21 protein-coding genes are annotated in these 24,734 nt (G+C 59.8%); 12 read left to right on the forward strand and 9 right to left on the reverse strand.

What is annotated here, in order from left to right; genetic code table 11:
• Positions 1-49: 49 nt before the first annotated feature.
• Positions 50-943 carry a LysR substrate-binding domain-containing protein gene (locus AC1DHT_RS11125; protein WP_427539266.1) on the reverse strand — a complete coding sequence of 298 codons (894 nt, stop codon included), beginning with the start codon at positions 941-943 and terminating at the stop codon, positions 50-52.
• Positions 944-1,048: 105 nt separating this feature from the next.
• Between AC1DHT_RS11125 and AC1DHT_RS11130 the strand changes: the two genes are divergently transcribed.
• Positions 1,049-1,657: a LysE family translocator gene (locus AC1DHT_RS11130; RefSeq protein ID WP_054597668.1), complete on the forward strand. Its 609-nt coding sequence runs from the start codon at positions 1,049-1,051 to the stop codon at positions 1,655-1,657.
• A 14-nt stretch (positions 1,658-1,671) separates the two neighbouring features.
• Here the strand turns inward: AC1DHT_RS11130 and AC1DHT_RS11135 are convergent, their stop codons facing one another.
• Positions 1,672-2,442 carry an ArsR/SmtB family transcription factor gene (locus AC1DHT_RS11135; protein ID WP_477761356.1) on the reverse strand — a complete coding sequence of 257 codons (771 nt, stop codon included), beginning with the start codon at positions 2,440-2,442 and terminating at the stop codon, positions 1,672-1,674.
• An 81-nt stretch (positions 2,443-2,523) separates the two neighbouring features.
• Between AC1DHT_RS11135 and AC1DHT_RS11140 the strand changes: the two genes are divergently transcribed.
• The gene (locus tag AC1DHT_RS11140; protein ID WP_427539259.1) at positions 2,524-3,642 is read left to right on the forward strand and encodes a cytochrome P450; all 1,119 of its coding nucleotides are present in this window, start codon (positions 2,524-2,526) and stop codon (positions 3,640-3,642) included.
• Positions 3,643-3,670: 28 nt separating this feature from the next.
• Here the strand turns inward: AC1DHT_RS11140 and dmeF are convergent, their stop codons facing one another.
• Both dmeF and AC1DHT_RS11150 read right to left on the reverse strand, forming a co-directional pair.
• Entirely contained in the window at positions 3,671-4,585 is a 915-nt protein-coding gene (gene dmeF / locus AC1DHT_RS11145) for a CDF family Co(II)/Ni(II) efflux transporter DmeF (protein ID WP_427539256.1), read from the reverse strand.
• A gap of 14 nt (positions 4,586-4,599) precedes the next feature.
• Positions 4,600-4,875: a metal/formaldehyde-sensitive transcriptional repressor gene (locus AC1DHT_RS11150; RefSeq protein ID WP_054598351.1), complete on the reverse strand. Its 276-nt coding sequence runs from the start codon at positions 4,873-4,875 to the stop codon at positions 4,600-4,602.
• Positions 4,876-5,040: 165 nt separating this feature from the next.
• Between AC1DHT_RS11150 and AC1DHT_RS11155 the strand changes: the two genes are divergently transcribed.
• Positions 5,041-6,381 carry an MFS transporter gene (locus AC1DHT_RS11155; protein ID WP_442114746.1) on the forward strand — a complete coding sequence of 447 codons (1,341 nt, stop codon included), beginning with the start codon at positions 5,041-5,043 and terminating at the stop codon, positions 6,379-6,381.
• A 182-nt stretch (positions 6,382-6,563) separates the two neighbouring features.
• On the opposite strand, the gene AC1DHT_RS11160 is transcribed toward AC1DHT_RS11155, so the two are convergent.
• Both AC1DHT_RS11160 and AC1DHT_RS11165 read right to left on the reverse strand, forming a co-directional pair.
• Entirely contained in the window at positions 6,564-6,902 is a 339-nt protein-coding gene (locus tag AC1DHT_RS11160; RefSeq protein WP_054597673.1) for an FKBP-type peptidyl-prolyl cis-trans isomerase, read from the reverse strand.
• Positions 6,903-7,004: 102 nt separating this feature from the next.
• Positions 7,005-7,313, reverse strand: a complete 309-nt coding sequence (locus AC1DHT_RS11165) for an RcnB family protein (RefSeq protein WP_427539250.1) — start codon at positions 7,311-7,313, stop codon at positions 7,005-7,007.
• Between the two features lie 241 nt (positions 7,314-7,554).
• On the opposite strand from AC1DHT_RS11165, the gene tcuC reads away from it, so the two are divergent.
• Together tcuC and AC1DHT_RS11175 are read left to right on the forward strand one after the other, a co-directional pair.
• A complete protein-coding gene (tcuC, locus tag AC1DHT_RS11170; protein ID WP_427539247.1) occupies positions 7,555-8,859 on the forward strand; it encodes an MFS transporter in 1,305 nt (434 codons plus the stop codon).
• Between the two features lie 25 nt (positions 8,860-8,884).
• A complete protein-coding gene (locus tag AC1DHT_RS11175; protein WP_427539244.1) occupies positions 8,885-9,661 on the forward strand; it encodes a substrate-binding domain-containing protein in 777 nt (258 codons plus the stop codon).
• Between the two features lie 14 nt (positions 9,662-9,675).
• Here the strand turns inward: AC1DHT_RS11175 and AC1DHT_RS11180 are convergent, their stop codons facing one another.
• Positions 9,676-10,593: a LysR family transcriptional regulator gene (locus AC1DHT_RS11180; RefSeq protein ID WP_427539241.1), complete on the reverse strand. Its 918-nt coding sequence runs from the start codon at positions 10,591-10,593 to the stop codon at positions 9,676-9,678.
• A gap of 195 nt (positions 10,594-10,788) precedes the next feature.
• On the opposite strand from AC1DHT_RS11180, the gene AC1DHT_RS11185 reads away from it, so the two are divergent.
• Both AC1DHT_RS11185 and AC1DHT_RS11190 read left to right on the forward strand, forming a co-directional pair.
• A complete protein-coding gene (locus AC1DHT_RS11185; protein WP_427539238.1) occupies positions 10,789-12,597 on the forward strand; it encodes a monovalent cation:proton antiporter-2 (CPA2) family protein in 1,809 nt (602 codons plus the stop codon).
• A gap of 79 nt (positions 12,598-12,676) precedes the next feature.
• A complete protein-coding gene (locus AC1DHT_RS11190) occupies positions 12,677-13,780 on the forward strand; it encodes a DNA alkylation repair protein (RefSeq protein ID WP_427539235.1) in 1,104 nt (367 codons plus the stop codon).
• Between the two features lie 432 nt (positions 13,781-14,212).
• On the opposite strand, the gene AC1DHT_RS11195 is transcribed toward AC1DHT_RS11190, so the two are convergent.
• Entirely contained in the window at positions 14,213-15,112 is a 900-nt protein-coding gene (locus AC1DHT_RS11195; protein WP_427539232.1) for a LysR family transcriptional regulator, read from the reverse strand.
• A gap of 134 nt (positions 15,113-15,246) precedes the next feature.
• Here AC1DHT_RS11195 and AC1DHT_RS11200 point away from each other — a divergent pair, with 134 nt between their 5' ends.
• The gene (locus AC1DHT_RS11200) at positions 15,247-16,908 is read left to right on the forward strand and encodes a GMC family oxidoreductase (protein ID WP_477761357.1); all 1,662 of its coding nucleotides are present in this window, start codon (positions 15,247-15,249) and stop codon (positions 16,906-16,908) included.
• Between the two features lie 136 nt (positions 16,909-17,044).
• Positions 17,045-18,667, forward strand: coding sequence for an MFS transporter (locus AC1DHT_RS11205; RefSeq protein WP_427539226.1), 1,623 nt, complete (start codon positions 17,045-17,047; stop codon positions 18,665-18,667).
• A gap of 87 nt (positions 18,668-18,754) precedes the next feature.
• Here AC1DHT_RS11205 and AC1DHT_RS11210 read toward each other — a convergent pair whose 3' ends face one another.
• On the reverse strand, positions 18,755-20,188 hold the full coding sequence (locus AC1DHT_RS11210) for a serralysin family metalloprotease (protein ID WP_427539223.1): 1,434 nt from the start codon (positions 20,186-20,188) through the stop codon (positions 18,755-18,757).
• Positions 20,189-20,624: 436 nt separating this feature from the next.
• Between AC1DHT_RS11210 and AC1DHT_RS11215 the strand changes: the two genes are divergently transcribed.
• From AC1DHT_RS11215 to mgtA, 3 genes are all read left to right on the forward strand, one after another.
• Positions 20,625-20,978, forward strand: coding sequence for a hypothetical protein (locus AC1DHT_RS11215; protein WP_427547111.1), 354 nt, complete (start codon positions 20,625-20,627; stop codon positions 20,976-20,978).
• A 390-nt stretch (positions 20,979-21,368) separates the two neighbouring features.
• Positions 21,369-21,659 carry a hypothetical protein gene (locus tag AC1DHT_RS11220; RefSeq protein WP_427547091.1) on the forward strand — a complete coding sequence of 97 codons (291 nt, stop codon included), beginning with the start codon at positions 21,369-21,371 and terminating at the stop codon, positions 21,657-21,659.
• A gap of 285 nt (positions 21,660-21,944) precedes the next feature.
• Positions 21,945-24,659: a magnesium-translocating P-type ATPase gene (gene mgtA / locus AC1DHT_RS11225; RefSeq protein ID WP_427547094.1), complete on the forward strand. Its 2,715-nt coding sequence runs from the start codon at positions 21,945-21,947 to the stop codon at positions 24,657-24,659.
• Positions 24,660-24,734 lie beyond the last annotated feature (75 nt).

A 24,734-nucleotide genomic window follows, 5' to 3' on the forward strand; every position in this document is an offset into this window, starting at 1 on the left:
TTGCGGCACTGAAAAGCCCACCCATCGCTCACGCGGTGGGTGGGCTTTTTTATTGGCCGGCATCTACGTCGAGCCGGGCAAACAGCCATTCCAGAAACACCTGGGTTTGCTCTGTCACATCCGGCGCAACACCGTAGTAGTAACGCGGCAACGGCATGCGCAGTTCGGGCAATGGGCAAATCAGACGGCCGCCCGACAGGTCATCGCCCAGCAATGAGGCCGGACACAAGGCTATGCCCTGTCCCTCCACGGCAGCCTGAAGCACCGGCTGCATGTGATCGAACTGCAACGTCATCTGAGTCGCTGACTGCGTTTCGCCGAACAGCAGGGCCCAGTTGTGCCAGTCCTCACGGCGGGTCTTGGCGGTCAGTAAGGTGTGTCGGCTCAGGCCGACCAAGTCGTCGAGCGGCAGACGCTTGATCAGCGCAGGCGCCGCGACCAGCAGCAATTCGTCTTCAAACAGTACCTGAGCATAAATGTCCGGCGCCCAGCCGTCGCGACCCCGTCGAATAACGACGTCGAACCCGTCTCGTGCATGATCGGGCGCCAGCGTGGACGTGACCACCTCGGGTTTGATCTCCGGGTGCAGCGCCATGAACTCCGCCAGCCTGGGTCTCAGCCAGCGCTGGGCAAAGGTCGGACGGACGTTGATCTTTACGGTACGCAGCGAGGCGTGTTGCTTGAGCGCTGCGGCGGCGTTGGCAATCTGTGACAGGCCCGCGCTGACCTGTTCATAGAAGCTCTGTCCCGCCGGGGTCAGCACCGATTGCCGGATGCGCCGTTCGAACAGCAGCACGCCCAGATGTTCCTCAAGCCGTTTGATGTGACGGCTGACGGCACTGTGGCTGACATGCAGTTCCTCGGCCGCGAGGCTGAAGCTCTGATGACGAGCGGCGGCCGCGAAAGCGCGAACCGCATTCAGGGGAGGGAGTTGATTAATCATGCGTCTAATTTAGTCACATATGCCGTGCAATTAAAGCGTTTGTCACACCTTCATCGTCACGCCAATCTGCGGGCATGCAGCCGATGCCACCTGATGGAGTGAGAGATGAATAGCTACGGATTGTTTTTACTGTTCGCCGCCCTGACCATTCTGAGTCCCGGGCCCGGCGTGGTGCTCACGCTGACCAATTCCCTGCGCCATGGCTGGACCGGCGCGCTGCCGGGTATCCTGGGCATCGCCCTCGGGGCGTTTGTCGTCGCCGGGATCAGCGCGACCAGCGTGGGCCTGATACTCGCGACCTCCGCGAGCGCGTTCACCGTGCTGAAATATGCCGGTGCCGCGTACCTCCTGTACCTGGGTTACAAAAGCTGGCGCACTGATCGTTTCATCCCTGAGCGTGAAGTGAACTCGTCGGGTCCTGGGTATCGCTTCGTCGAAGCGGCATCGCTGCAGCTGTTGAACCCAAAAGCGGTGTTCTTCTTTCTCGCGGTGTTCCCGCAGTTCATCGACACCTCGACGCACTACTACCGCCAGTTTTTTACCCTGGTCAGCTCCTACAGCGTGCTGGTGATCCTGATCCACAGCAGCTATGCCCTGCTCGCCAATGCGGCCAAAGGCTGGCTGTCGAGCCAAAAAGGTTCCTGGCTGGCGGCGAAGGTGTCAGGCGTTACGTTCGCCAGCTTCGGCGTGCTGATGGCCTCGGCCAGCCGATAGCGAATACCGGCCGGTTACGGCGAAGGACTGACAACCGAGCGACTGCCCGACTCAGTGGCACCCCGCAGGTTCACCTTCGTCAGTGCCGGCAGTTCAATCGCGAATCTGGCTGTGATCTCTTTACGCCCGGTCGCCGTCAACGCCAGCGCCCGACTGTCCAGATCCTGTATCAGCCATTTGCGCTTGATCGCCGTTTGCAGCAACGCCGCGCCCAGTGAGCCGCCGAGATGCGGGCGACGCATGCTCCAGTCGAGACAAGGGCAGGCAAAACGTCGACGCAGACTGCTCAAGGACTTCACGTCGATGCCCAGCCCTTCGAAAAACCGCTCACCGGTTTCACTCAGCGTGTGCTGCTGATCACCCTGCTCCGACATTGCCAACCAACCCGCTTCCAGCATCCGGTCATGCAGCAGCACGGCCAAGGTGCCGGCCATATGGTCGTAGCAAGTGCGAGCAAATTGCAGGCGATCCGGGGTTCGGGGAGTAAAGGTTGGCGCCGCGTTTTGGCCGATCACCATCAGCGCTTCCAGGGCCTGGGCGACCCGTTGATCCGCCAGGCTGTAATAACGATGCCGCCCCTGAACATGCAGCCGCAMCAAGGCAAGTTCCTTGAGTTTCGCCAAGTGGGCACTGGCGGTAGAGGCGCTGACGTCGGCGATCACGGCCAGTTCAGTACTGGTGCGCGCGTGGCCGTCCATCAGTGAGCAAAGGATTTTCGTTCGGGCCGGCTCGGCAATGGCTGCCGCCACTTGCGAGACGCCAATGTCGTGCTGCTCTACGTTCATATTTCGCTCCCTGACGAATCGTCGCCCTGCCCGACTGGAGATAGTAGCAACACTTTCCACCCACGAATAAGGCAGCGCTTCATGGACCCGATCATCGCCGCGACACATACCGATCCCTACCCTTATTACGCCAGCCTGCGAGCCGACGGCGGCCTTTCATTTCATCAAGGACTGAGTCTGTGGGTGGCCAGCAGTGCCCAGGCCGTTGCCGCCGTGCTGGCGCATCCTGACTGCAAGGTCCGGCCGGCCCACGAACCGGTGCCCAACGCCATTGCACACGGCGCGGCTGGCAAAGTGTTTGGGCAATTGATGCGAATGAACGATGGCGAACGCCAGCGCTGCCCGAGGTCGGCCATACAGCCGGGACTTGAAGTGATCGACACCGATGAAGTCGGCGCACTGGTGCGCGCCCGGTTGATCAGCCCATCTGCTGACGGACTGCACAAGGCCATGTTCATGGGCCCGGTGTGCGTGGTCGCTGCGTTACTCGGCTTTACGCCAGCCGAAGCTCGAACCCTCAGTAAACTGACGGCTGATTTCGTCGCGTGCCTGTCACCCCTGAGCAGCCCGGCCCAGTTGGACACGGCCCATGCGGCGGCGGAACAGTTGAACGGTTACTTCGTAGAACGCCTCAGCGCACAGGATCACCAAAGCCCTCTACTTGAAGGGATTCGTCAACGCCTGGCAAACCCCGACACCCTGCGCGCCAACCTGATTGGCCTGCTTTCCCAGACCTATGAGGCCACTGCCGGGTTGATCGGCAACGCCGTGCTGGCCTTGATCCGCAATCCAAAGCTCAAGGCTGAAATGCAGCGTGACCCGGCGCGGGTCAAAGATCTGTTGGCGGAAGTCCAGCGCCATGACCCTTCGGTGCAGAACACCCGTCGCTTCGTCAGCGCGCCTTGTGAAATCGATGGCGTGAGTCTCAAACCCGGCGATGTCATCCTGGTACTGCTGGCCTCGGCCAACCGCGACCCACAGCTCAATGACAACCCGGACGCCTTGCTCCTCGACCGCCCAACCCGCCGCAGCTTCACCTTCGGCGCCGGCCGCCACCAGTGCCCCGGCCAGGCACTGGCCTTGAACATCGCCAGCGCCACGCTCAGCGAAATCCTGACGCACAACGATTTGCTGGATCAGCTTGCCTGGGAGTACCGCCCGTCACTGAACGGGCGCATTCCGGTGTTTCGCGAGCGGTAGGAGGTTTAGCGATGAGCGTGGTGATTGCTCAAGCGTTGCGATATTCAACCGTCAGGTGTGACAGCTCATGGACCGGGGCCAGCCGTTCGCGGATGGCATCGGCCGTGACGGCTGCCGAGGTCACGACGCTGACAATCGCCGCTCGGGCCTGCGGGCCTACGCGCCAGACATGCAGGTCGGTGATGCTGACATCGCCTGTCGACTCAAGCAGCTCACGAACTTCGGCGGCGACGTGTTCATCGGTCGTGTCCAGCAGCACCGCGGCGCTGTCTCGCATCAAGCCCAAGGCCCAATTGGCGATCACGATTGCGCCGACGATACCCATCACCGGGTCCAGCCAGACCCAACCCAGATAGCGACCGGCCAACAACGCAGCAATTGCCAGCACGGAAGTCATCGCATCGGCCAGCACATGGACATAAGCCGAACGCAGATTGTTGTCGTGATGGTGCTCATGTCCGTGACCATGGTCATGATGCGCAGAGTTGCCGGCCAGTAAAAGCGCGCTGACGATGTTCACGGCCAGGCCCACTACGGCGATCAGCGTTGCTTCGGTGAAGGCCACGGTAGTCGGTTGAAACAACCGCATGACGGACTCTACAGCAATGACGATCGAGACCAGCCCCAGCACCATGGCCGAGGCGAAGCCCGCCAGATCCCCTACTTTGCCCGTACCAAAACTGTAGCGCGCATTACCGGCGTTGCGTCTGGCAAACCCGTAGGCGATTGCGGTAATGCCCAGCGCACCGACATGGGTTGCCATATGGAAACCGTCCGCCAACAGCGCCATGGACCCGGTGATGTAACCGGCAATGATCTCGCCAACCATCATGACGAACGTCAGCGCGACGACCCACAGCGTGCGTCTGGCATTCTCATCGTGGGTGGCCCCCAGGAACATGTGATCGTGGGAATAACGTGAAACCTGAGGTGTACTGCTCATGGGTTGCATGACCTTCAATTTGAGTAACGACGAATGGCTTGCAGCAACTCTTCAAGGCCTTCGGCGCGTTCTTGATCGCTGAGCTCGGGGCTGGCCACGTGTTCACGGGCGTGGGCTTCGATGAATTGATCCATCAGACCGTTGACCGCGCCACGAATCGCCGCGACCAGATGCAGGGTTTTGGCGCAGTCGGCCTCCGACTCCAACGCGCGCTCGACGGCTTGAACCTGGCCGGCGATACGACGAACCCGCTTCAGCAGATCGTCCTTGTGTTCGTGAATGTGCGACATACCCATACCCCCTATACCTATCTGCGGGAAGGATAGTCGTCGATCACGTCGATATTGGCAACCCTGCATTCACCCAATGGTCATGGGATATGCCGCGGAACAGCGCTAGAACAAGTTGAGTTTGTTTCAGGGGCCGCGTCGACCTGTACTCTTGAACGTTCCTGCTTGCGCAGTCGCCCTATCCCGATCAAAGGAATGTCAATGAGTGCAAATTTTTCAGGCATTACGTGGGGCTTTCCCGGCATCGACCGGCGTCTGCTGAAAGTGCAATTCAGTTTTTTGCTGATGGTTCTGGGAGGACGGTGCAATCAACTGGCGGTGGCCTGGTGGACCTTGCAGGAAACAGGCTCTGCGCTCTATTTCGCCAACATGATTGCCTGTTCCATCGCGGCGGAAGTGTTAGCCAAGCCTCTGCTGGGATGGCTGGGGGACAAGTACAACAAAATCCTGATCATCAAGCTGGCCTCATGGATCAGCCTGCTGACAGCACTGTTGATGGTGGTGCTGTCCGCCACGGGGTCGTTCAACCCCTGGACGGTGGGCGCGCTGATGATGATCAGCAGTGCGATCGTCGGCGTACGCGACCCTCTCCAGGCGTCGATCATTCCTTTGTTTGCAGACGACGATAAAGTCTCCCTGGCCTTTCGGACCAAAAGCGTGATGTCGTCCTTTTCCATTCTGCTGGGGCCGGTACTGGCCAGCGGGTTGATTTACGGGTTCGGTATCACATTCGCCTTTGCCGCCGATTTTTTTGCGATTCTCATCGCCGGGGCGTTGATCGCGACCATCCCGAGCCACATCGGTGCCACTGGTCAAGGCGAAAAAGCCCCGGGTGCCAGCGGCTTCAGCATGATCTATTCCGGCTTCAAAGTGGTTTACGGAGTGAAAGTCGAATTTTACCTGGCCATCATTGCAATGCTGATCAACTTTGCCCTGTTTCCGTTCTTCACCATCCTGATCCCACTGTACGTAAAGGACGTCATCCAGTACCCGGTCACTTACATCGGTCTTCTGGATTCGTGCTTCGGGCTGGGCATTCTGGCGGGCAGTTACAAGATCATCGGCTGGTTATCCGACCGGGTCCCCCGTGACATGTGTGTGTCCGCAGGTTTTGCATTACTGGGGGGCAATCTGGTGGCAGTCGGCACCGTTTCATCGTCGTTCATCGTGCCCGTGGCCTTCTTCTGCGGCGGCGTCGGCCTGATGTTGATCAACATCCCCACCTCCGCTGTGAGGTTGCTGGCGACGCCAAAGCTCCATCGCAACCGGATTTTTGCCACGGTTTCATTTCTGTCTGCGGCGGCTAGCCCCTTGGGCAGTTTCGCGATGAATACCCTGATCGCCTATCTGGGGGTTGCACTGACAATCACGCTGCTGGGCGTCATGGTGCTGCTGTTGTCTCTGCTGGTCTTTCTGGTACCCGACTTCAAAACTTTCATGCGTTCCCAGGATACGCAGCTCAATGATGCCTATCTGGACAAATACCCTGAAGCGTTTGCGCACTGACGTGCTTCGCCATGCCTCTGCCTCTTACAAACGGAGTTGCCTTTCACTATGCCGGACTTCAAGGGCCGATCTGAAATCCGCTCTACCCCGAACGCCGCTACCGACCGTTGCGTGCGCGGTTGCTCACCGAGTTTCTCAGCGAGCGAATCAGCCAGTTGCCGGGGTTCGAGGCATAACAGCGGTCAGTCGTCGCGGGTCAGCACTTCGAGCAATTCAATCTCGAAAACCAGGTTGGAGTTGGGCGGGATGGCGCCCATCGAGCGCTCGCCATACGCCAAGTGCGCCGGTACCAGCAACTTGCGCTTGCCGCCGACCTTCATGCCCATCAAGCCCTGATCCCAGCCCTTGATCACTCGGCCGGTGCCGATCACGCATTGAAAGGGTTTGCCGCGCTCCCAGGAAGAATCGAACGGCGTACCGTCCTCCAGAAAACCGCGGTACTGGGTGGTAATCAAGGCGCCTTTAACGGCGGCTTTGCCGTCGCCCAGTTCAAGGTCGATGACCTGCAATTCTTCGTTCATTACTGCTCTCTCGTTCGCGATGACCCTAAACACACGGCCCGCGTTTTCTCAGATTTCGCGCTGCAGGGCAATCCTGTTGAAGACACTGATGCAGGCGCAAGCTCAACGCTCTATCGGCATGACCGCCAGAATCTGCCCGTTGGTGGTCTGCACCAGCATGTACTTGTCGTTGATTTGCACCCACTGGGTCTGACTTTGCGGGGTATTCAAGCCGCGTCTTTTCCAGTCGACCAGGGCTTTTTCGCTGCGGGTGTAGACGTCCGGTGCCTGGTCGCCGACGTGCAGGTTGCGAGCATTGATTGGCGCCGACTGGACGATGGTTTGCAGGGTATCGGCGGCCAGGACCGTCGGGCAGATAACTGCAAGACTCACAAGCACCGCCATGGCAGCCAGATTTCTTTGACGCAGCATCGGTATTTCTCCAGTGAATGGGTGACACCCGCTCTAGGACCGCCATTGCGTCCGGTCATTCGAAACGCTCACACCTCACTGTAGCGATGATTCTGCGATTGATCTCACCGCAGTGATAATCCATACGCATCAATGGATGTTAAATATGCACTTATCATATCGATCGACCTGCCCCAGTATCCGGCCTTAATAATATCCATGCGCCACGTTGCGCATGTCATAAAAGCGCGGGAGACACAACATGCAGGCTACAACCCATCCGCCAGCGACATCCGCTCGCAGCAAAGTCAGTGCAATTTTCCGGGTCACCTCGGGCAACTTCCTGGAACAGTTCGACTTCTTCCTCTTCGGTTTCTACGCCACCTATATTGCGGCGGCGTTCTTCCCTGCCAGCAGCGAATTCGCCTCGCTGATGATGACCTTCGCAGTGTTTGGCGCAGGTTTTCTGATGCGTCCTTTGGGCGCGGTGATTCTTGGTGCCTACATCGATGATGTCGGCCGCCGCAAAGGCTTGATCGTCACCCTGTCGATCATGGCCAGCGGCACGATTCTGATTGTGCTGGTGCCCGGCTACGAGACCATCGGTCTGTTCGCTCCGGCGCTGGTGTTGATCGGCCGTCTGCTTCAGGGCTTCTCCGCCGGTGCAGAACTGGGCGGCGTGTCGGTGTACCTGGCGGAAATCGCCACGCCGGGCCGCAAGGGCTTTTTCACCAGTTGGCAGTCGGCCAGCCAGCAAGTGGCGATCGTCGTTGCTGCCGCGCTGGGCTATGCGCTGAACCAATGGATGCCGGCGACAGTGGTTGCCGACTGGGGCTGGCGCATTCCGTTTTTCGTCGGTTGCATGATCGTGCCGTTTATTTTCCTGCTGCGGCGCAGCCTTGAAGAAACCGCAGAGTTCACCGCCCGCCGCCACCGCCCAAGCATGCGTCAGGTGTTCGGCACCTTGCTGCAAAACTGGCAGATCGTGATCGCCGGTATGCTGATGGTGGCGCTGACCACCACCGCGTTTTACCTGATCACCGTGTACGCGCCGACCTTTGGCAAAACCGTGCTGCACCTGAGCACTTCCGATGCGCTACTGGTGACCTTGCTGGTCGGCGTGTCGAACTTCTGCTGGCTACCACTGGGTGGCGCACTGTCGGACCGCATCGGTCGGCGCCCGGTGCTGGTGGCGATGACCCTGCTGACCTTGGCCACGGCCTACCCGGCATTGACGTATCTGGTCCAGGCACCGAGCTTCATCAACATGCTGTTGGTACTGCTGTGGTTGTCGTTCATCTACGGTTTGTACAACGGCGCCATGGTTGCAGCACTGACCGAAATCATGCCGGTGGAAGTCCGCGTGGCCGGTTTCTCCCTGGCCTACAGCCTGGCGACCGCAGTATTCGGCGGCTTCACCCCGGCGATTTCGACCTTCCTGATTCAGTACTCTGGCGACAAGGCCGCCCCCGGTTACTGGATGAGTTTCGCCGCGCTGTGTGCGTTGTGCGCAACGCTGTACCTGTACCGGAGCTCGACCGGTCGTTTACAAGTCGCCGTGCAATAAGCCAACCCCAGACAGAGAAAAGCTGATGAAGAAATTACTGAATTTTGCGGCGCTGACCCTGATCGGCGCCCTGGGCCTGAGCAGCGTTGCCCAGGCTGAAGAACTGCACGTGATGACCTCCGGCGGCTTCACGGCCGCCTACAAAGTACTCGGTCCAAAGTTCGCCGCCGCTACTGGTAACACGCTCGATACAGCGCTCGGCCCGTCGATGGGCAAGGCGCCTGAAGCGATCCCCAACCGGCTGGCCCGTGGTGAGCAGGCCGATGTGGTGATCATGGTCGGCTACGCCCTGGATGAGTTGATCAAGCAAGGCAAGGTCTTGCCCGGGTCACGGGTTGAACTGGCCGATTCGAGGATTGGCCTGGTGGTGCGCGAGGGTGCGGCGAAGCCGGATATCAGCTCGGTCGAGGGGCTGAAGACGACATTGCTCAATGCCAAATCCGTGGCCTACTCCGACAGCGCCAGTGGCGTGTACATCCAGGATCAGCTGTTCAAGCGCCTGGGGATCGAGCCGCAGCTCAAAGCCAAATCGACCATGGTGCCGAAAATCCCGGTGGCTTCGGTGGTTGCCACGGGCGACTACCAATTGGGCTTTCAACAGGTCAGTGAATTGCTCCCGGTGCCCGGCGTGACCTTCGTCGGCAAGATTCCGGAATCCGTGCAGTCGGTGACACGCTTTGCTGCTGGCATCCCGGTTGGTGCGCAACATCCGGTGCAAGCCAAAGCCTTGCTCGACTACCTCGCGTCCCCGGCCGCCCAGCCAGATGTCAAGGCAACCGGACTGGACTCGGTCAGCCGTTAAGGCTGGCGCCGGCCTCAGCCGATCCAGGCTGAGGCCGGCTTGACCTTCATTTCAATAATCAGCCGTTCCAGCTCCAACGCCGCCGGCGTCAGCGTCCGTCCCCGACGCTTGAGCAGGCCGACGCTGCGCATCACTTGCGGATCAGTCAGCGGTATGTGAGTCAGAATCGGGTGGTCATTGCCGGGCATGGCCATCAACGGTACCGCAGCGATCCCCAGCCCTGCTTCAACCAGGCCGATCATGGTGGTGACGTGTCGGGTTTCGCAGATGCTCTGACGCGCCGGAACAATCCCGCTCAACGCCTGATCCAGCAGGAAGCGATTGCCCGACGTCTTGTCGAGGGAGATGTAATCCTGCTGGTACAGCTCGCTCCAGCTCACACTGGCGCGGTTGGCCAAGGCGTGATCACGCCGGCAAGCGACCACATAACGTTCCTGCACCAACGGTTCGAACTCGACGTCGGCCTCCAGCGTGCCCATGAAACTCAAGCCGAAATCCGCCTCGCCATTGACCACTGCGCTCAGCACGTCATGGGCGCTGGAGTCGAGCACCTTGACCTTGATTCGCGGAAAACGCTGATGGTATTGGGCGACCACTCGCGGCATGAAGTAGTAAGCCGCCGACGGCACGCAGGCCACGGTGACGTAGCCCAAACGGGTCGACGCCACGTCGCTGATCCCCAGCAACGCCACATCCAGGTCATCCAGCAACCGGTCGACACTCGGCGCAAACGCTCGCCCGGCCTGGGTCAGGCTCACGCGGCGAGTGGTGCGCTCAAACAGTTTGACGCCCAGCGCGTCTTCGAGCTTTTCAATCCGCCGACTCAGCGCCGGCTGGGAGATGCGCACCGCGTCGGCGGCCTTGCGAAAGCTGCCCTGCTCGACCACGGCGCGAAAAGCCTGCAAGTCATTCAGGTCGAAGTTGATGGCCATGACACGCACTCACCGGCAAACGAATTGATCAGTTTATCCTATGAATGTAACAAATTGATGCAAAATGTAACGCTAAAATCCGCGATAACCGGCACTCATGACTGACTGATGCCGGTCCAGCCTTTATCCTTGGCGCCTTGCCAACCGATGATTGTCTGCAATTTTTGTTGTTCGACGTTTTCCCAGGAGTAAGCCATGCCCCATGAAGGCAACCTGTTGCAAGCCGCTGTCGTCTTTCTGTTCGCGGCGGTGCTCACCGTGCCTTTGGCCAAACGCCTGCAACTGGGCGCGGTGTTGGGCTATCTGCTGGCCGGCGTCATCATCGGGCCGTCGGTGCTGGGGTTGATCGGCAACCCGCAAAGCGTCAGCCATATCTCCGAGCTCGGCGTGGTCTTGCTGCTGTTCATCATCGGCCTTGAGCTGTCGCCACGACGGCTGTGGGTGATGCGCAAAGCGGTGTTCGGCGTCGGTCTGGCGCAGGTGCTGCTGACCGGTTCGGTGATCGGCGTGCTGGCGTTCTACGTGTTCGGCCAGGCGCTCAACAGCGCGATAGTGCTCGGCCTGGGATTGGCGTTGTCGTCCACCGCCTTCGGCCTGCAAAGCCTGGCTGAACGCAAGGAACTGACCAGCCCGCACGGGCGCCTGGCATTTGCGATTCTGCTGTTTCAGGACATCGCCGCGATCCCGCTGATCGCCATGGTGCCGCTGCTCGCCGGCGGTGATCACAGCACGTCCGCCGCTGACGATTTGAACCATGTCCTGCGGGTGCTCGGCAGCATCGCAGTGGTGGTGATCGGCGGGCGTTACCTGTTGCGGCCGGTGTTTCGTGTGGTCGCCAAAACCGGCCTGCCGGAAGTCTCGACCGCCACTGCGCTGCTCGTGGTGATCGGCACTGCCTGGCTGATGGACCTGGTCGGCGTGTCGATGGCACTCGGCGCATTCCTCGCCGGCTTGCTGCTGGCGGACTCGGAATACCGCCATGAACTGGAAGCACAGATCGAACCGTTCAAGGGCCTGTTGCTGGGGCTGTTTTTCATCAGTGTCGGCATGGGCGCCAACATCAGCCTGCTGTTCAGCGCCCCGGCGACGGTGCTGGGCCTGACCCTGCTGCTGATCATGCTCAAGCTGCCGATGCTGTTTGTCGTCGGGCGACTGGCCGGAGGTTTGAATCGGCTGAGTGCGTTGCGCCTGGGCATCGTGCTGGCGGCGGGTGGTGAATTTGCGTTCGTGGTGTTCAAGATCGGTCGTGATCAAGGCTTGTTCGACCCACGGATGTACGACCTTCAGGTGCTGACCATCACCCTGTCGATGGCCGTGACCCCGCTGTTGCTGCTGATGTGCGGTCGACTGGTGAAATCGAAGATCGAGCCCGTCGCCGTGCCGCCACACTTGCGCGAAATCGACACCGACGCCCCCCGCGTAGTCATCGCCGGCCTGGGCCGTATGGGCCAGATCGTCGCGCGGATTCTGCGGGCACAAAAAATCCAGTTCGTCGCCCTCGATACATCGGTGGAAACCATCGAGCTGTCGCGCAGTTTTGGCGGTGTTCCGGTGTTCTATGGCGACCCGATGCGCCCGGAAATACTCCACGCGGCCAAGGTCGGGCAGGCGGAGTTCTTTGTGATTGCCACCGATGACCCGGACACCAACATCAAGACCGCCGAACTGGTGCGCAAGCTCTACCCGCACATGAAAATCATCGCCCGTGCGCGTAACCGTCAGCACGTACACCGCCTGGTCGACCTCGGCGCCGAGGCGATCCGCGAAACCTATTATTCAAGCCTGGAAATGAGTCGCCGAACCCTGCTCGGCCTGGGCCTGAGCCAGACCCAGGCCGACGCCCGCATCGAGCGTTTCAAGCATCACGACGAACAAGTGCTCGAAGCCCAGCACGCGATCTACGACGATGCCGCGAAAGTCATGCAAAGTGCCCAGGAAGCCCGAGCCGAACTGGCGCGGTTGTTCGAGGCGGATCGGATTGAGGAAGAGACGGTCAAACCTTGAAGCCAAAAAAGATCGCGTTCCCCGTGGGAGTTGCCGCAGGCCGCGATCTTTTGCTCTGAAATGTTGAAAGGAATCCACGATGAGTAGCACCGAGCAATCCTCCCCCGCCCTGAAGGAAATCTTCAACGCCGAGCGCTTGCAACACATCGCCAGCGAAATGCACGCGGTGTACCCGGCGTTCAACGCCAGGGCGTTCCTGAAACTGGCCAATGAAGGTTTGGCCGAGTTGTCGGTGATGCAGCGTATGGCACGGGTCGGTGAATGCCTGCACGCGGTGTTGCCGCTGAGCTATGAGCAGACACTGGAAATCCTGCGCCCGCTCGCACCACGCTTGAACAGTGGCTTCGTCAGCATGTTCCTGCCCCACTACGTCGCCACTTATGGCGCTCACGCGTTCGAGTTGTCGATGGATGCGCTCAAGTACTTCACCGCGTTCGGATCTTCGGAGTTCGCGATCCGGCATTTTCTGCGCAGCGACTTCGAACGCTCACTGGCACTGATGCACGACTGGTCGCTGGACGACAACGAACACGTCCGCCGCCTGGCCAGCGAAGGCAGTCGCCCGCGCCTGCCGTGGTCGTTTCGCCTGGAACCGGTGCAAGCCGACCCGACGCTGGCAGCAGCAATCCTCGACAACCTCAAGGCCGACAGCAGCCTTTACGTGCGCAAGTCGGTGGCCAACCACCTCAACGACATCACCAAGGACCACCCCGAGTGGGTGCTGAGCCTGATCGAAGGCTGGTCGCTGGAAGACCCGCGCACCGCGTGGATCGCCAAACACGCGCTGCGCAGCCTGATCAAACAAGGCAACCAACGGGCACTGGCCATTATCGGCGCTGGCGGCAAACCCGAGGTCCAGATCCATAACCTCAAGGTTGAACCGGCGGTGATCAGTCTTGGCGAGACCATAAAGCTCTCGTTCGACCTTCATTCAACCGCCAGTGATAGCCAGCGACTGGTGGTCGATTACGCCATCGACTACGTCAAAGCCTCGGGTGCAACCTCGGCTAAAGTCTTCAAACTCAAGGGCCTCACCCTGCCCGCCCACGCCCGACAAGCCTTCAGCCGTACCCAGCAGATCCGAGAACTGACCACCCGCAAACATTACGCAGGCACGCATGCGGTACACATCATGATTAATGGTGAGCGACTGGGAAGCTCTGCGTTCGAAATTGCCCCGTAACCCCAGAGCACGCGCGCGCCTGGCCCTTGCCAGCGATGGCGTCGGTAAAATTGCTATCACCAGCAAGCCGCGTTTCCGCAGTATTGATTGGCGTACATCTGTGAGTGATTGGTTGACTGTCAGGTCGCCATCGCGAGCAGGCTCGCTCCCACAGTTTTGATTGGTGTGCATCTGCAAGAGATTGGGCGGCTGTCGGGGCGCCTTCGCAGGCAAGCCCGCTCCCACAGTTTTGATTGGTGTGCATCTGCAAGAGATTGGGCGGCTGTCAGGGCGCCTTCGCAGGCAAGCCCGCTCCCACAGGTTTGATTGGGGTACATCTGCGAGAGATTGGGCGGCTGTCAGGGCGTCTTCGCAGGCAAGCCAGCTCCCACAGTTTTGATTGGTGTACATCTGCGGGAGATGGGTCGGCTGTCAGGATCAAAAGATTGCAGCCTACGGTTGAGAGGTGGGACCAAGCAGCAGCGCCTGCTCGCGATCACACAACCCCACCACGTAATCCCACAACACCCGCAAGCGCACTGACTTGTGCAACTCACGACGAGTACTGATCCAATAACTGCGCTGAATACTTTCAGCCGGCAACAGCGGCACCAGCTCCGGATCGTGGCTGGCCATGTAACACGGCAACACCGCGATCCCCAACCCCGAGCGCGCCGCCTGCTGCTGGGCAATCACACTGGTGCTGTGAAACACCACCTGAGGGCTGCGGCAAAAACTGTTGAGAAACATCAACTCCTGACTGAACAACAAATCGTCGACATAACCGATCCAGGCATGCCGCGCCAGGTCCTCGCGGCTGCGCAACGGAGGCGAACGGTCGAGGTAAGCCTGGCTGGCGTAAAGCGCCAAACGGTAATCCGTGAGCTTGCGAGTGACCAGCATATCGGCGGCCGGGCGCTCCAGATGAATACTGATCTCGGCTTCGCGATTGAGGATACTGACGAAACGCGGCACCGCCACCAGCTCCACTTCCAGCCCCGGATAGCGATCAAACAAACCCTGCATGCGGCTGGCGAGGAACATGATCCCCAAGCCTTCGGTCACCCCGACCCGAATCTTGCCCAGCGGCGCACTGGACTGGGTGATCTCCTCCTGCGCCAGCAAGGCGACGTTCTCCATGGCTTCAGCATGTTTGAGCAGCGCTTCACCCGCCGGGGTCAGTTGGTAACCCTGGGCTTGCTGGACAAACAGCGCGGTGCCGAGGCTCGTTTCAATCGCCTCGATGTGCCGCGCCACCGTAGCGTGGGTGGTTTTCAAACGTCGGGCGGCGGTCAGCAAGCGGCCACTGCGTTGCAATTCGAGAAAAAAACGCAGGTCATTCCAGTCGAACATCAGCCTTCCTTGCATGCGTGGGAGTTGATCACTGTTTAAAAACGCACAGCAGCTGAGCAAAAACTAACATTCTTTTGCCGAAAACTAACAACTAGGATGGATCCCAATAAGAACAACATGCTGCGAGGTCATGGATGCAACCTGCCGTTGATGCATACGATTACATCGTGGTCGGCGCCGGACCGGCCGGCTGCCTGCTGGCCAACCGGCTCTCCGCCAACCCACAACACCGGGTGTTGCTGCTTGAAGCCGGTGGGCGCGATAACTACCCGTGGATTCACATTCCGGTCGGTTACCTGTTTTGCATCGGTAACCCGCGCACCGACTGGTGCTTCAAGACCGAAGCGCAAACCGGCCTGCAAGGCCGCAGCCTGAGCTACCCGCGCGGCAAGGTGCTGGGCGGCAGCTCATCGATCAACGGCATGATCTACATGCGCGGCCAGGCCGGCGATTACGACCGCTGGGCCGCCGAGGGCAACCCCGGCTGGAGCTGGAACGACGTGTTGCCGTTGTTCAAACAGAGTGAAAACCATTTTGCCGGTGACTCGGCCTTTCACGGCGCCGCCGGTGAATGGCGCGTCGAGCGCCAGCGGCTGTCGTGGCCGATTCTCGACGCCTTCCGCAGCGCCGCCGAACAAAGCGGCATCGCCAGCGTCGATGATTTCAACCAGGGCGACAACGAGGGTTGCGGTTACTTCCAGGTGAATCAGAAAGCCGGGGTACGCTGGAATGCTGCCAAGGCCTTTCTCAATCCGGTCCGCCATCGGCCTAACCTTACCGTCCTGACCGGTGTCGACGTCGACCGCGTGCTGCTGGAAAACGGCCGGGCATCCAAGATCAGCGCCCGCTGGCAAGGCCAGGTAAAAACCTTTGCGGCCCGTCGGGAGATCATCCTCAGCGCCGGTTCGGTCGGTTCGCCGAGCATCCTGCAACGTTCCGGCATCGGCCCGGGCGGCTTGCTCAAACGCCTGGGCATCGGCGTCGCCCACGAGCTCAATGGCGTGGGTGGCAACCTGCAGGATCACTTGCAACTACGGCTGATCTATAAACTGGAAAACGCCCGGACCCTGAACCAGATCGCCGGCAGCCTGTGGGGTAAAATCGGCATGGGCTTGCGCTATCTGTACGACCGCAGTGGCCCGCTGTCGATGGCCCCCAGTCAACTCGGCGCTTTCGCCCGCTCCGGACCGGAACAAACCTCGGCGAACCTCGAATACCACGTCCAGCCGCTTTCGCTTGAGCGCTTCGGCGAACCCTTGCATGCGTTCCCGGCGTTCACCGCGTCGGTCTGCGACCTGCGCCCGCAAAGCCGTGGCCGTGTCGAGATTCGTTCGGCCGACCCGCATCAGCCGCCGTTGATTCAGCCCAATTACCTGAGCCACCCCGAAGACCTGYGCGTTGCCGCCGATGCGATTCGCCTGACCCGGCGCATCGTTGCCGCACCGGCCTTGCAACCGTTCAACCCGGTCGAATACCTGCCGGGCGCGGCCTTGCAAAGCGAAGAACAACTGCACGAAGCCGCCGCGCGCATCGGCACAACGATTTTCCACCCGGTCGGTACCTGCCGCATGGGCAACGATGCCGATGCCGTGGTCGATGCCCAGCTGCGGGTTCACGGCATCCCCGGATTGCGTATCGCCGATGCGTCGATCATGCCGCACATCACCTCGGGCAATACCTGCTCACCGACACTGATGATCGCCGAGAAAGCGGCGCAACTGATTCTCAACCCCCCTATAAACACCCACCCTGTGGGAGCGAACCTGCTCGCGAAGAGGCCTGTCAGCCACCTCTGATGGTGACTGACACAACGCCTTCGCGAGCAGGCTCGCTCCCCCAAAGGCCACGCAATACCAGTAGGAGCGGCGCCAGCCCACACGGCCGGCGCTGACAGTGGAACAACAATAAATAAACACTGTGAGGGATACCGACATGTCAGAACAGGCYCAAGCCATCGCCGCAACGCTCAGCGCCGGCACCAGCAAGGAAACCCAGAAAGTCATCTTCGCCTCGTCCCTCGGGACGGTGTTCGAGTGGTATGACTTCTTCCTCTACGGCGCCCTCGCGGCGGTGATCAGCAAACAGTTCTTCGCCGGGGTGAATGACACCACCGCCTTCATCTTCGCACTGATGGCCTTTGCTGCCGGTTTCATCGTGCGGCCGTTTGGCGCTCTGGTGTTCGGTCGACTGGGGGACATGATCGGGCGCAAATACACCTTCCTCGCCACGATCATCCTGATGGGCCTGGCAACCTTCTCCGTTGGCCTGCTGCCGACCTACGCCAGCATCGGCATTGCCGCACCGATCATCCTGGTGGTGCTGCGCATGCTCCAGGGCCTGGCACTCGGTGGCGAGTACGGCGGTGCCGCGACCTATGTGGCAGAACACGCACCCGTCGGCAAACGCGGTTTCCACACCAGCTGGATTCAGTCCACCGCGACCCTCGGTTTGCTGCTCTCGCTGCTGGTGGTGCTCGGCTGCCGCTACTTCACCGGTGATCAGTTCGAAGTCTGGGGCTGGCGCATTCCGTTCCTGCTGTCGATCGTGCTGCTGGGCATTTCGACCTGGATTCGCCTGAGCCTGCACGAGTCGCCGGCCTTCTTGAAAATGAAAGAAGAAGGCAAGTCCTGCAAAGCACCGATCCGCGAATCCTTCGGTAACTGGGAAAACCTCAAAGTCGTGCTGATTGCGCTGTTCAGCATCAACGCCGGGCAAGCGGTGACCTTCTATGCGGCACAATTCTACGTGCTGTTCTTCCTCACCCAGTTCCTGAAAATGGACCCGGCCCTGGCCAACACCTTGCTGATTGTCAGCGTGGTGATCGGTGCACCGTTCTTCATTTTCTTCGGCTGGCTGTCGGATCGGGTCGGGCGCAAACCGATCCTGATGATCGGCCTGTTGCTGGCCACCGTGCTGTACTTCCCGATCTTCAAAACCCTGGCCCATTACGCCAACCCGGCCATCGACCGCGCCAGTCAACAAGCGCCAATCAGCGTGCTGGCCGACCCGGCCACCTGCACCTTCCAGTTCGACCCGGTCGGCAAGGCGCGTTTTGACAGCCCCTGCGACAAGGTCAAAACCTTCCTGGTCAAACAAGGCCTGCCTTACAGCAGCAAAGCCGCCCCTGCTGGCAGCACCGTGCAGGTCAGCGTTGGCGATGTAAAAATCGACGGTTACGACGAAGCCGCCCTGCGCGGTGCCGTGACCCTGGCCGGCTACCCGCAACAGGCGGACACCCAGCAGATCAACAAACCGATGATCGTCGTGCTGATCGTGGCGCTGATCATCATTTCGGCGATGTGCTACGGGCCGCTGGCGGCACTGATGGTCGAACTGTTCCCGACGCGCATCCGCTACACCTCGATGTCCCTGCCGTACCACATCGGCAACGGCTGGTTTGGTGGTTTCCTGCCGACCGTGTCGTTTGCGCTGGTGGTGTACACCGGGGATATTTTCTACGGGCTGTGGTACCCGATACTGATCACCGGGGTGAGCCTGGTGGTGGGTATGCTCTGCTTGCGCGAAACCAAGGACGTGGACCTGGAGAAAAACTGACGGCATAAAAAAGTCCGCCCATGTTGGCCCTGGGCGGACTTTCATTTCACTGCACAGAACCGCGTCGGCGGTTCCTGTCAGCAGAGTTTAGGCGACAATGTCCGTGGTTGCCGCCTGACCGACCGTTCCCACGGCAAAATCTACCGCACCGTGGCCGGTGAGATCGACATACAGACTGGTCTGATTAGTCTGTGCAAAGTACGTCAGGATCGCATCGCCGGCATGGCCGGTGAAGCCGCTGACGAAGTTCAGCGTGGCGGCGCCGGACGCGAACTGCGCGATGCCCGACAGGTCGATCTTGTCCTCACCGCTGGTGAAATCCATGATCCAGTCCGGCGCGGTCATGGTCGAATCGGATGCCGCACCGAACACGAAGGTGTCCGCCCCTGCCCCGCCCCACAAGCTATCGCCGCCTCCACCGCCGTAGAGGATGTCGTTGCCGGCACCGCCTTCGAGCAAGTTGGCCACCGCGTTGCCGATCAGCAGGTCATTGCCCGAACCACCGATAGCGTTTTCCAGGGTTACGCCGTGGGCGATGGACACGTTGCCGACCAGGCCGCCAACGTCAGAGAACGAGCCTTGGTTGAGGTTGATCTTCTGGTTCTGGCTGAAGCCCGAGAAGTCCAGGGTGTCGTTGCCGCCACCGTCCCAAACCGAGAACACCACTTTGGAATCAGCCGACATGGCGCTGTAGAAGTCGCGACCGGCGTTGGAGTTGAAGCCATAGACCGTATCATCGGCACGGGTCTCGAGGTTGGCACCGTAGAGTTTTTGCACCGCGACAATGTCATCCATCAGCGGTGCCGAGGCGTACGCACCGCTGCCATCCTTGCTGAAGTCCTGACCGGTGTTGCTCTCGCTCCAGTAGCTCATCAGGCTGTAGCCGCGCGTGTCCTGAGCGTAGGTCACGTCGTTATAGGTCGGGTTGCCGCTACCCGCGTTATAGACGCCCGGATGGGACAGGCCCAGGCTGTGACCGATTTCGTGGGTCAGGGTCTGACGCCCGTAGTTGTTGGTGCCCGGCGTCTCGTTGACCCGGTACTGATCGTTGATCAGGTACCAGGACTGACCGTCGTAGCTGCCGCCCGACGGCAAGTAGGCGAACGCCGCGCCACCGGTGCTGACATCGTAGTTACCGAAGCTCAGGTGCCCGTCACCGCCTGTTGCCCCTTCCTTGAAGGTGACATTGGCCACGTCCGACCACGATTGCAGAGAGAGTTTCGCCTGGGCTTTCTGCAGATCGCTGAACTCGCTGAAATTCCCCAGTTTGGTGTTGTAGTTAGCCGGTGCCGACGTCATGAAGCTGAAGCTCAGTTCGACTTTGCCATTACCGTCCGTGTCGTGCCAGGACAGGTTTTTACGCAGAATCTGATCAGCCGCCTGATCCGCGGTGAACGACGGTTTGCCGTTAATCAGCTCAGCGCCACCGCGATCATACAAATGGCTGAAGGCATCGACCTGACTGTAGGCCGAACTGACCTGCCCTGAAGAAATGAGCGCTTTTGCTTTGGCCTGTGACATCACTTACGTCCTTGTTTCAAATAGTCGGTTCCGATAGACCACGGCGACCCCTTCGCGAGATCGTCCTATCACTCGCCCTGTTGAAGGCGCAACGAAACTGACACAGTTTGAAGCGGCGGGGCTATTGAATTTTTAGATAGCGGCCGCTCAAGGACGAAGCGTCATGCCTGATGCCAGTCAGTTAAGCGCAATCCATGTGGGAGCGAGCCTGCTCGCGATAGCGGTGGGTCAGTCAACATTGATGTTGAATGTTATGCCGCCATCGCGAGCAGGCTCGCTCCCACAGGTTTGTGCCTTAACTGACTGGCATTAAGCGTCATGCGTCCTTTTTTTGACCGGACTGATGGTACGCCCCTTCATCGCCAGCTGATTGACGTCTGCCCCCTGCAAGCGCGAGATAACAGGTTCAGCAATGTTCGAACAAGGGGAGTTCAACATGGTCAATGTCACCGTTTTAGCAGGAGATTTTCAACAAGGCGATAGCGAGTACCGTGAAGGGGCGTTGCAGTTGAAAACCCTTTTCAACCCTAACCAGGAAATCAAAGTGCGGCCCTCGGCATTCAAAACCCTGGAAGTGGCAACCGAGAACAGCGTGACCAACAAGGATGCGATTGGCTACAGCATCGCCGGCGCCATGCTGCTCGGCCCCATCGGGGCAATCGCCGGCTACCTGATGGCGGGCAAGGAGACCGAGATTACGTTCATCGCTACGCTCAAGGATGGTCGCAAGCTGTTGGCGGCAACGGACAGCGATACTTACCGGGATATTTCCCGACACATGCATCATTAAGCGTTACAGCGTAATCCCTTGTGCTCATGACGACTGAATGTCATGAGCACTTCGCGCCTTAATATCGATCACAATCAACTGCACTTATTCTGACCGTCCCTTCTGCACTGTCCTTATCTGTCTGATTCCTTAACAACATGGATTTAAGGTTGACGTCAGCGGCCTGCCTGAGTACATTGCCCGGGCCGGTAACTCAGGCCTTTTTTCAACTCACAAAAGAATCCAATGGACACAGTATCTAGACGCTGTCTGGCTGATGCGTTTTCGCAGAGCTGGGCACTTAACCCAGAAAATGACGGGACTCGACTCCTCGGTCGGGTGAGCTGCGCTAGGGCTTGACGCTCCATCGTAACTTGCCTCTCCGGCGTCAGTCCGGTTGCGAGGCATGTTATGAACTTCAAATCTACTGTAATGCCAGGTGTACGCGCCTTCGCCTCGACGATGCGCGTAAAGCCTTGCCGTGAGCGCCCTGTGGCGGCTCATTCGCCGTTTTCCTCCCCTTCTTCGCGCACTCAGGCTCAGCTGCGTGCCACTTGGCGCGTCTGCCCGTCCACCGGCCAACTGCAGCAACGCTGGAGCCTCGACGAAAGCCAGGAACCACCGAGTTGGTGCTTCGCGCACCTCTTGCAGCAGGCCAGCCTGATGCTGGGCCTGTACTTCGGAGCGCGCACTTTCAGTTGATCTGAAAGTACACCAAGGCATTTAACTCTGCGTTTTCCTTAATAAGGAATTCGGCAACTTTCTGTTGCCTGTTTAAATACAAACTTATTGGAGTCCGTTATGGACGAGGCCAGTAGTAGGTTCGCTGCATACCGTCTGTTATTGGTCATGCAGCGAACGTTAAATCCTAAGAAACACCACTCTCTAAATCGATCGCTTACTTGCGACTCGACATACTTTCGCTCGCCTTTAATTAGCTGAGTTACCGGTGTGTCGTGCCGCAAGACTGCGGCAGGAGCACACACAATGACCACTGTAAAAAATCGAAAAACACCCGTTCAAAGCGCCACGAACGACGACACCAAGCTGTCGATGCGCGCCGCCCGTGAGGCGCAAAACGGCCTCGCGGTCACCCTCGCCAACGTCAAGACTTCCGCCGACGGCCTGACCGAGCTCGACGCCGAAGGCCGCCTGCAACGCGAAGGCTTCAACGAAGTGGCCCATGACAAGCCGCCGCACGCCATCGTCCAGTTCCTCCAGGCCCTCAACAATCCGTTCATCTATGTGCTGCTGGCGCTGGCCGGCATCAGCTTCGTGACCGATTACTGGCTGCCGCTCCAGGCAGGCGAAGAAGTCGACCTCACCAAAGTCATCATTATCATGACCATGGTGTCGCTCAGCAGCCTGCTGCGGTTCTGGCAGGAGCACCGCTCGGCTAAGTCGGCTGAAGCGCTCAAGGCCATGGTCCGCACCACCGCCACCGTGCTGCGTCGCGAACAAATGGGCATGCAACCGCATCTGCGCGAAGTGCCAATGCGTGAACTGGTGGCCGGCGACATCATTCAGCTGTCGGCCGGTGACATGATCCCGGCTGACATCCGCCTGATCGAATCCCGCGACCTGTTCATCAGCCAGGCAGTACTGACCGGCGAAGCCTTGCCGGTGGAGAAATACGACACCCTGGGCAACGTCGCACAGAAGTCCGCCTCCGCGACAGCCGCCGACCAGTCAAACCTGCTGGACCTGCCGAACATCTGCTTCATGGGCACCAACGTGGTCAGCGGCACCGCCCGAGCGGTGGTGGTCGCGACTGGTCCACGCACCTACTTTGGTTCGCTGGCCAAAGCCATCGTCGGCTCGCGGGTGCAAACCGCCTTCGACCGTGGGGTGAACAGTGTCAGCTGGCTGCTGATCCGCTTCATGCTGGTCATGGTGCCGATCGTGTTCCTGCTCAACGGTTTTTCCAAGGGCGATTGGGCTGACGCGCTGATGTTCGCCCTGGCAGTGGCGGTCGGCCTGACCCCGGAAATGTTGCCGATGATCGTCAGCGCCAACCTCGCCAAAGGCGCGATGGCGATGGCTAAACGCAAAGTCGTGGTCAAGCGCCTCAACGCCATCCAGAACTTCGGCTCGATGGACGTGCTCTGCACCGACAAGACCGGCACCCTGACCCAGGACAAAATCATCCTCGAGCACCACGTCGACATCAATGGCCGGCGCGACGACTCGATCCTTGAACTGGCCTGGCTCAACAGCCATCACCAGAGCGGTCTGCGCAACCTGATGGACCAGGCGGTGGTGCAATTCGCCAGGCGCAACCCGACGTTCAAGATCCCGTTCGCCTACAGCAAGATCGATGAGCTGCCGTTCGACTTCATTCGTCGGCGCCTGTCGATCATCGTCAAGGACAGCCGCGACGATCATCTGCTGGTCTGCAAAGGCGCGGTCGAGGAAATGCTGAACATTTCCAGCCACATCCACGAGAACGGCGTGGTGGTTGCACTGGATGAGCAGCGTCGCAAAGCGCTGCTGGCGATGGCCAACGAGTACAACGAAGACGGTTTCCGGGTGCTGGTGGTGGCCACTCGCGAGATTCCGAAAGCCCAAAGCAAAAACCAGTACACAACCCGCGACGAACGCGAGCTGGTGATTCGCGGCTTCCTGACCTTCCTCGATCCGCCGAAGGAAACCGCTGGCCCGGCGATTGCCGCGCTGCGGGACATGGGCGTGACCGTCAAGGTGCTGACCGGCGACAACGCCGTGGTCACCAGCAAGATTTGCCGCGAAGTCGGTCTGGAACCCGGCACGCCGCTGCTCGGCCAAGACATCGAGAAGATGGACGAGTCGACCCTCAAACTGCGGGTTGAAGAACGCACGGTGTTTGCCAAGCTCACGCCACTGCAGAAATCCCGGGTACTGAAGGCGCTGCAGTCGAACGGTCACACCGTCGGCTTCCTCGGCGACGGCATCAACGACGCCCCTGCCCTGCGCGACGCCGACGTCGGTATTTCGGTCGACAGCGGCACCGACATTGCCAAGGAATCGGCCGATATCATCCTGCTGGAAAAGAGCCTGATGGTGCTCGAAGAAGGTGTGATCAAAGGTCGCGAGACCTTCGGCAACATCATGAAGTACCTGAACATGACCGCCAGTTCGAACTTCGGCAACGTCTTTTCGGTGCTGGTGGCCAGTGCCTTCATCCCATTCCTGCCGATGCTGGCGATCCATCTGCTGCTGCAAAACCTGATGTACGACATCTCCCAGCTGGCGCTGCCGTGGGACAAGATGGACAAGGAATACCTGCGCAAGCCACGCAAGTGGGACGCCAAGAACATCGGGCGCTTCATGCTGTGGATCGGGCCGACCTCGTCGATCTTCGACATCACCACCTTTGCCCTGATGTGGTACGTGTTCTCGGCCAACAGTGTGGAAATGCAGACCCTGTTCCAGTCCGGCTGGTTCATCGAAGGCTTGCTGTCGCAAACGTTGGTGGTGCACATGCTGCGGACCCAGAAGATCCCGTTCTTCCAGAGCACCGCGGCCTTGCCGGTGATCCTGATGACCGGGCTGGTGATGGTGCTGGGCATCTACATTCCGTTCTCGCCACTCGGCACCCTGGTCGGCCTGCAACCGCTGCCATGGCAGTACTTCCCATGGCTGGTGGGCACGCTGCTCAGCTACAGCGTGTTCGCCCAGCTGATGAAGACCTTCTACATCCGCCGCTTCAAGCAATGGTTCTGACCCACTGAACACACCGTAACCCCTGTGGGAGCGAGCCTGCTCGCGATAGCGGTTGCACATTCAACACTTGTGCTG

This window comes from Pseudomonas sp. 05N432 (genome assembly GCF_056396945.1).